Origin of the sequence: Pseudomonas antarctica, assembly GCF_900624995.1 — a bacterium.
GTDB classification, from domain to species: domain Bacteria; phylum Pseudomonadota; class Gammaproteobacteria; order Pseudomonadales; family Pseudomonadaceae; genus Aquipseudomonas; species Aquipseudomonas antarctica.
On record NZ_UYXQ01000147.1, the window covers coordinates 1 to 8,643 of the forward strand.

Genomic DNA, 8,643 nt, shown 5'->3' on the forward strand with positions numbered 1-8,643 from the left:
AGATGTCGAGATTTTCGTTACGTTTAGCCAGGGAATCCACCAAGCCAAACGCCAGCAGATGCGGCAAATGACTGGTCGCCGCCAGCACTTCGTCGTGGCGCTCGACCTGCATATGCTCGACATCCGCGCCCAGCTCGCGCCATAGCCGATCAACCACGGCCAAAGCCGCTGGATCGGTTTGCTCAAGCGGCGTCAGGATCACTTTATGGCGGCGGAACAGCTGCGCATTGGACGCCTCCACTCCGCTCTGCTCGGAACCGGCAATCGGGTGGCCTGGCACAAACCGCGCCGGCATGCCGCCAAACGCCAATTGTGCCGCGCGCACCACATTGCCTTTGGCACTGCCAACATCCGTCAGGATCGCCTGCCCCAAATCCATCCCGGCCAACAAGGCCAGCAGCTTCTCCATCGCCAGAATCGGCACGGCGAGCTGGATCACATCTGCACCCTGGCACGCGAGCGCCAGGTCTGCTTCACAGCGATCCACCACGCCCAATTCAACCGCCAACTTGCGCGATTGCGGGTCCAGATCCACACCGACCACTTCACCGCACAGCCCGCTCTCACGCAGGCCTTTGGCGAAGGAGCCGCCGATCAACCCCAGACCGACCACCACCAGGCGACCGATCACAGGCACAGCAGGTTGCAATGCAGTGACATCAACCACGAGCCAGAACCTTGGCTAGCGCCTCCAGGAAGCGGCTGTTTTCAGCCGGCAAGCCAATGGTGATACGCAGGTGGTTCGGCATGCCGTAGTTGGCCACCGGGCGCACGATCACGCCTTCGCGGAGCAGGCCCTGGAAGACCGGCGCGGCCACTTGACCGAGATCGACGCAAATGAAGTTGCCCTTGGACGCAATCCAGCCCAGGCCCAACTCACGGAAACCTTCCTGCAACTGCAGCATGCCGCTTTCGTTGATGCGACGGCCTTCTTCCAAGTACTCAACGTCCTTCACCGCCGCACAGGCTGCCGCGAGGGCGAGACTGTTGACGTTGAACGGTTGGCGCACGCGGTTCAGCACATCGGCCACCACCGCCGTGGACAAGCCGTAACCAACGCGCAGCGAGGCCAGGCCATAAGCCTTGGAGAAGGTGCGCGATACCAGCAGGTTCGGGTAAGCCGCCAGGAAGTCCAGGCCGTCCGGCAGGTCACTGCCTTCGGCGTACTCGATGTAGGCCTCGTCCAGCACCACCAGCACATGCTCCGGCACATCCTGCAGGAAGTCATTCAGCGCCCGAGCGTCAAACCAAGTGCCGGTCGGGTTGTTCGGGTTGGCAATAAACACCACGCGCGTCTGGGCGTCGATGGCCGCCAACATGGCTGGCAGGTCATGCCCCCAATCCCTGGCCGGAATAACCCGGGCATCGGCCCCGACAGCCTGCGTCACGATCGGATAGACGGCAAACGCGTGCTCGCTGAACACCGCATTCAGGCCAGGCGCCAGATAGGCGCGGCCGACCAGTTCAAGAATGTCATTGGAACCATTACCCAGGGTCACCTGGTTCAGCTCGACCCGGCAGTTTTCCGCCAGCAGGGACTTGAGGGCAAAACCGTTGCCGTCCGGGTAGCGGGTCAGCTCGGCCAACTCTTCACGAATCGCCGCCAATACCTTGGGGCTTGGGCCCAGCGGGTTTTCGTTGCTGGCCAGCTTTACGATCTTCGACGGGTCCAGGTTCAACTCACGCGCCAGCTCGTCCACAGGCTTGCCTGGAACGTAAGGCGACAGTTGTTGCACGCCCGGCTGAGCCAGGGCGAGAAAGTTGCCACTCATGTTAAAGCCTCACAAAACCGCTTTCGGGTAAGAGCCCAGCACCTTGAGTGCTACGGCTTCCTGACTGATTTTCTCCAGCACACCTTTAACCAGTGGGTCGCGGTGATGGCCGATGAAGTCGATAAAGAACACATAAGTCCATTTACCGCTGCGCGAAGGGCGCGTCTCGATTCGCGTCAGGTCAATCCCGTTGTCGTGGAACGGCACCAGCAGCTCATGCAGCGCGCCGGGCTTGTTGCTCATGGAGACGATGATCGAGGTCTTGTCGTCGCCGGTCGGTGGCACTTCCTGGCTGCCGATCATCAAGAAGCGCGTGGAGTTGTCCGGGCGGTCCTCGATTTTCTCGGCCAGACGCGTCAGGCCGTACAGGCCAGCGGCCATGTCACCGGCAATCGCCGCCGAATTCCACTCACCCTTGACCCGCTTGGCCGCTTCGGCGTTGCTGGAAACCGCCACACGCTCCACGTTCGGGTAATGCGCATCCAGCCACTTGCGGCACTGAGCCAGGGACTGGGCGTGGGAGTAGATACGGCTGATGCTGTCAGTCTTGGTGCTCTCGCCCACCAGCAAGTGGTGGTGGATACGCAGCTCGACTTCACCGCAGATCACCATGTCGTGCTCAAGGAAGCTGTCCAGCGTGTGGTTGACCGCACCTTCAGTGGAGTTCTCCACCGGCACCACGCCAAAGTTCACTGCACCGGCCGCCACTTCACGGAACACTTCGTCGATCGCGGCCATCGGCTTGCTGATCACGGCGTGGCCGAAGTGCTTCATGGCTGCTGCTTGGGTGAAGGTGCCTTCAGGGCCGAGGTAAGCCACTTTCAGCGGCTGCTCCAGCGCCAGGCACGAAGACATGATTTCACGGAACAACCGCGCCATCTCTTCGTTGCCCAGCGGGCCCTGGTTGCGTTCCATCACGCGCTTGAGCACCTGGGCCTCGCGCTCAGGCCGGTAAAACACCGGCACTTCGCCTTCAGCCAGGGAGGCCATTTTCACCCGTGCCACTTCCTGGGCGCACCGCGCGCGCTCACTGATCAGTTCCAGGACTTTCTCGTCCAGGCTGTCAATGCGTACACGCAGGGCCTTGAGTTCTTGCTCAGACATTAGCCGTGTTCCTTTTCGAACGCTGCCATGTAGGAGACCAGCGCCTTGACGGCGTTGATATCGACAGCGTTGTAGATGGAGGCGCGCATGCCGCCGACCGAACGGTGGCCCTTGAGGTTCAGCAGGCCACGCTCCTCGGCGCCGACCAGGAATGGCTTGTCCAGACGATCATCAGCCAGACGGAAAGGCACGTTCATCCACGAGCGATCGGTCAGGTTGATCGGGTTGCTGTACAGGCCGCTGGCGTCGATGAAGTCGTACAGCGTGCGCTGCTTCTCTTCGTTGAGCTTGCCCATGGCGGCAACACCGCCCTGCTCTTTGAGCCACTCGAACACCAGGCCCGACAGGTACCAGGCGAAGGCTGGCGGGGTGTTGTACATCGAGCCATTATCGGCCGCGACCTTGTAGTTGAGCATGGTGGGGCACAGCGAACGCGCACGACCCAGCAGGTCTTCACGAATGATGTTGACCAGGATGCCGCTCGGGCCGATGTTCTTCTGCGCACCGGCGTAGATCATGCCGTACTGAGACACATCGATCGGACGCGAGAGGATGTCCGAAGACATGTCGCACACCAGCGGCACGTCACCTACTTGCGGTACCCAGTCGAACTCCAGGCCGCCGATGGTTTCGTTGGCTACGTAGTGAACGTAAGCGGCGTTCTTCGACAGCTTCCACTCGTTCTGACCGGGAATGGCGAAGTAGTCATAAGGCTTGGCGGTGCCCGCCACATTGACGTGACCGTAGCGCGAGGCCTCTTCAATGGCCTTCTGGCCCCAGATACCGGTATCGATATAGTCGGCAGTGCCGTCTTCCGGCAACAGGTTCAGCGGCAGCTGGGCGAACTGCTGACTGGCGCCACCCTGCAGGAACAACACTTTGTAGTGGGATGGGATGTCCAGCAAGTCGCGCAGATCCTGCTCGGCCTTGGTGGCGATGGACACATACTCATCGCTGCGATGGCTCATTTCCATCACGGAGAGGCCTTTTCCATGCCAGTCGAGGAGTTCACCCTGCGCGCGCTGCAGGACTGCTTCAGGAAGCGCCGCGGGACCGGCACAGAAGTTATAGGCTCTCTTGCTCACATCCAATCTCACTCTGATCTGGTGGGGTGGTGCAATAAATCGGTAGTTTCAATACTTTCATACGGGACAAACAACAAGGGGGCGAATCTTCATCCGCCCCCTGTGTGTCCGCTTATTCCTGCGGTTCTTCTTCGTCTGCGGCAGCATCGAGGGTCGGCTCGTCGACGTTGTCATCGCCCGTGGCGATGACCTCGCCGTCAAACGTTTCGCCTTCTTCGAGCTCTTCGCCTTCGACTTCGGACGGCTCCTGCACACGCTCCAGGCCGACCAGTTTTTCGTCCTTGGCCAGCTTGATCAGGGTTACGCCCTGGGTGTTCCGGCCCAGGCTCGACACTTCAGCCACGCGGGTACGCACCAGGGTGCCCTGGTCGGAAATCAGCATGATTTCCTCGCCATCGAGCACCTGGACCGCGCCGACCAGGCGGCCGTTGCGATCGTTGCTGACCATGGCGATAACGCCTTGGCCGCCACGCTTGTACTCCGGGAACTCGCTGATAGCAGTACGCTTGCCATAACCGCGTTCGGAAGCGGTGAGGATCTGGCTGCCTTCTTCCGGGATCAGCATCGAAATCAGCTTCTGCCCTTCTGGCAGACGCATGCCGCGCACACCGCGAGCCGTACGGCCCATGGCACGCACGTCGGATTCCTTGAAGCGCGTCACTTTGCCGCCGTCGGAGAACAGCATGACTTCACGCTCGCCATCGGTGATGGCAGCGGAGATCAGTACGTCGCCTTCATCCAGCTCCAGGGCGATCAGGCCCACGCTGCGCTGGCGGCTGAAGGATTCCAGCGGGGTCTTCTTCACAGTGCCTTTGGCGGTCGCCATGAAGATGAAGTGACCTTCGGTGTATTCGTCAACCGGCAGCATGGTGGTGATGTATTCATCACTGTCCAGCGGCAGCAGGTTGACCAGCGGGCGACCACGGGCGGCACGCGAGGCTTCCGGGATTTCGTAGGTTTTCAGCCAGTACACTTTGCCTTTGCTGGAGAACAGCAGCAGCGTGGTGTGGCTGTTGGCAACCAGCAGGTGAGCGATGTAGTCCTCATCCTTCACACCAGTAGCCGACTTACCTTTGCCACCACGACGCTGGGCCTGGTACGCAGCCAATGGCTGGGTCTTGGCATAGCCACCGTGGGAGATGGTCACCACGCGCTCTTCTTCCGGGATCATGTCACCCAGGGTCAGGTCGAGGCGGGCATCAAGAATTTCGGTGCGGCGCACGTCGCCGTATTCGGCGCGAATCACTTCCAGTTCTTCGCGGATCACTTCCATCAGGCGCACGGCGCTGCTGAGGATGCGGATCAACTCGCCGATCTGGTTGAGGATCTCCTGGTACTCGGCCAGCAGCTTCTCGTGCTCCAGACCGGTCAGGCGGTGCAGGCGCAGTTCCAGGATGGCCTGGGCCTGTTCCGGCGACAGGAAGTACTTGCCGTCACGCAGACCGTATTGCGGGTCCAAGGTCTCCGGGCGGCACGAATCAGCACCGGCACGTTCAACCATTGCCACAACGGCGCTGGATTCCCACGGCATCTTGATCAGCGCTTCTTTAGCTTCCGACGGCGTCGGCGAAGCCTTGATCAGGGCGATGACCGGGTCGATGTTCGACAGAGCCACCGCCTGGCCTTCCAGGATATGACCACGTTCGCGCGCCTTACGCAGTTCGAACACGGTACGGCGGGTGACCACTTCGCGGCGGTGACGCACGAAGGCTTCCAGCAGATCCTTGAGGTTCAGGATGCGCGGGCGGCCGTCGATCAGCGCAACCACGTTGATACCAAACACGCTTTGCAGTTGGGTCTGGGCGTAGAGGTTGTTGAGGATCACCTCAGGCACTTCGCCACGGCGCAACTCGATCACCACGCGCATACCGTCTTTATCAGACTCGTCACGCAGCTCGGTGATGCCTTCCAGCTTCTTCTCTTTAACCAGCTCGGCGATCTTCTCGATCAGACGCGCCTTGTTCAGTTGGTATGGGAGTTCGGTGATGACGATCTGCTGGCGGCCACCGACCTTGTCGATGTCTTCGATCATCGAGCGGGCGCGCATGTAAATGCGGCCGCGACCGGTACGGTAGGCTTCGATGATGCCGGCGCGACCATTGATGATCGCGGCGGTCGGAAAGTCCGGGCCAGGGATGTATTGCATCAGCTCATCGACAGTCAACTCAGGGTTGTCGATGAGCGCCAGGCAACCGTCGATGACTTCACCGAGGTTGTGCGGCGGGATGTTGGTGGCCATGCCCACGGCGATACCGCTGGAGCCGTTGACCAGCAGGTTGGGAATACGGGTTGGCATGACCGCCGGGATCATTTCGGTGCCGTCGTAGTTCGGCACCCAGTCCACGGTTTCTTTGTGCAAGTCAGCCAGCAGCTCGTGCGCCAGCTTGGTCATGCGCACTTCGGTGTATCGCATGGCCGCGGCGTTATCGCCGTCGACCGAACCGAAGTTACCCTGACCGTCTACCAGCAGGTAGCGCAGGGAAAACGGCTGGGCCATCCGAACGATGGTGTCGTACACCGCAGTGTCGCCGTGAGGGTGATACTTACCGATCACGTCACCGACAACACGGGCAGATTTCTTGTACGGCTTGTTCCAGTCGTTACCCAGCTCGCTCATCGCGAACAGCACACGCCGGTGCACGGGCTTCAAGCCATCGCGTGCATCAGGCAGTGCCCGCCCGACAATTACGCTCATCGCGTAGTCGAGGTAGGACTGTTTCAGCTCGTCTTCGATATTGACCGGGAGGATTTCTTTGGCCAGTTCGCCCATGAGAAGCCTGATTCCTTTTTCGGGTGAAACCTCGTCACATCCTATGGGACGAACGAAGCTCGCCGCTGCCGGCAGAGTGCCTGACAACGACTTACGACAAATCAACGAGTTATGACACGGATCTGCACGTTATAGGCAGCCTCTTGAGGCAGCCCTGGAAACCGCCGGATGTTATCACAATCGCCGCCACGCACCTATCCCCCAGATGCGCATGGAGCATAGTAAGTTGACGGATGACAGGCTTGAGGGCGACGAGAGGGGCTCAGAGCTAGGGTGGTGCTATTTTCCTGGGGCAGATGCGAGGGGTTTATTGACTTTTAAGGCCAATCGCGGGCACGCCCGCTCCCACAGGTTGATCTGTGAACACAGTGAGTGTGGGAGCGGGCTTGCCTGCGATGACGGTTCCACAGACAGCAAAGCCCTCAATGCAGGCGCTTACGGCACATCAACTTGGCCAGCTTGGCGGTGTCCGGCCGCTCAACGATGCCCTTTTCCGTGACAATCACATCAATCAGGTCGGCTGGCGTCACATCAAATACCGGATTAAAAGCCGCCACCTCCAAGCGCTGCCCCATGACATCCAGCAATTCACCGGGATCACGCTCTTCCAGCGCGACGTCATCGCCAGCTGCCATCATCAGGTCCAGTGTCGAGCTTGGCGCCACCACCATGAAGCGTACGCCATGGTGCATGGCACACACGGCCAGCTGATACGTGCCGATCGTGCTGATCACATCACCATTGGCGGCAATGCAGTCGGCGCCGACGATCACCCAGGTCACGCCTTTAGTCTTGAGGATATGCGCACCGGCTGAGTCAGCATTCACCGTGACCGCAATCCCCTCGCCCGCCAACTCCCACGCTGTCAGCCGCGAACCTTGCAGCCAGGGGCGCGTTTCGTTGACGTAGACATGCTCGACCAACCCTTCCAGGAACGCGGCGCGAACCACCCCCAGGGCCGTGCCGACACCTCCTGTGGCCAGTGCGCCGGCATTGCCGTGGGTCAGGATCGCCTGGGCGTTGCCTTGGTGTTTGAGAATCCGTTCAAGGCCTAATTGGGCCATGACGACATTCGCCTCCCGATCACTTTCATGGATCGCAATGGCTTCAGCTTCCAGCACCGCCAGCGGGTCGGCGTGTCTCTTGACGCGGTCAAGGCGGTCACGCATGCGTTTCAAGGCCCAGAACAGGTTCGACGCCGTCGGACGGGTATCGGCCAATAATGCGTAGTCTTCTTCCCAAGACGCTTGCCAGTCGCCGCCTTCGGCGATGCGTTCACGCGCGGCGAGTACCAGGCCATACGCGGCGCTGATGCCTATAGCCGCGGCGCCACGCACCACCATCGTACGAATGGCGTCGGCCACTTCGGCCGCCGTTGTGCAGCAAACCCATACTTCCCGAGAAGGCAAGGCACGCTGATCGAGCAGGTGCAGTGCGCCATCACGCCAATCGATGGCCTTCACTTTATCTGCCGCTAACAGTCGGTCGCGCATCCCTTACCCCGCACTCATGAACAAAAGCCGCCGATTATAGCGATCCGCCAGCCAGGACGCTCGGGTATACTTCGCCCTTCTTTTATAGCTGCCTGGGAAGAAGCCTGCGATGACCGCCACTGCCGCCCCGCTCGACTTATTGCTGCTGCCGACCTGGCTGGTACCTGTCGAACCCGCCGGCGTGGTGCTCAAAGAGCATGGCCTGGGGATCCGTGACGGGCGTATTGCGTTTATCGGGCCACGGGGCGCGGCCTTGAAGCTTGCAGCCACAGAGGTACGCGAGCTGCCAGGCATGCTGCTCAGCCCTGGCCTGATCAATGCCCACGGGCATGCGGCAATGAGCCTGTTTCGCGGCCTGGCCGATGACCTGCCACTGATGACCTGGCTGGAAAAACACATCTGTCCCGCCGAAGCCAAGT

At 60.7% G+C, this 8,643-nt stretch carries 6 protein-coding genes and 1 pseudogene; 1 reads left to right on the forward strand and 6 read right to left on the reverse strand.

What is annotated here, in order from left to right:
- The 6 genes from E0F99_RS27115 to mtnA form a co-directional block, all read right to left on the reverse strand.
- Positions 1 to 667: prephenate dehydrogenase/arogenate dehydrogenase family protein (locus E0F99_RS27115; RefSeq protein WP_130909037.1), on the reverse strand; the 667-nt coding region annotated here is incomplete at its 3' end.
- Positions 660 to 1,772, reverse strand: coding sequence for a histidinol-phosphate transaminase (gene hisC, locus E0F99_RS27120; RefSeq protein ID WP_083359493.1), 1,113 nt, complete (start codon positions 1,770 to 1,772; stop codon positions 660 to 662). The genes E0F99_RS27115 and hisC, both read right to left, overlap by 8 nt.
- 9 nt (positions 1,773 to 1,781) lie before the next feature.
- The gene (gene pheA, locus E0F99_RS27125) at positions 1,782 to 2,876 is read right to left on the reverse strand and encodes a prephenate dehydratase (RefSeq protein WP_083359494.1); all 1,095 of its coding nucleotides are present in this window, start codon (positions 2,874 to 2,876) and stop codon (positions 1,782 to 1,784) included.
- Entirely contained in the window at positions 2,876 to 3,961 is a 1,086-nt protein-coding gene (serC, locus tag E0F99_RS27130; protein WP_083359495.1) for a 3-phosphoserine/phosphohydroxythreonine transaminase, read from the reverse strand. Before serC ends, pheA begins: the two co-directional genes overlap by 1 nt.
- Positions 3,962 to 4,073: 112 nt before the next feature.
- Positions 4,074 to 6,731 (reverse strand): DNA gyrase subunit A, encoded by a 2,658-nt coding sequence (gene gyrA, locus E0F99_RS27135; RefSeq protein WP_083359496.1) that lies wholly within the window; start codon positions 6,729 to 6,731, stop codon positions 4,074 to 4,076.
- A gap of 422 nt (positions 6,732 to 7,153) precedes the next feature.
- A complete protein-coding gene (gene mtnA, locus E0F99_RS27140; protein WP_083359497.1) occupies positions 7,154 to 8,224 on the reverse strand; it encodes an S-methyl-5-thioribose-1-phosphate isomerase in 1,071 nt (356 codons plus the stop codon).
- Positions 8,225 to 8,333: 109 nt separating this feature from the next.
- Between mtnA and E0F99_RS27145 the strand changes: the two are divergent.
- Positions 8,334 to 8,643, forward strand: a pseudogene (locus E0F99_RS27145) (TRZ/ATZ family hydrolase); the annotation flags it as partial.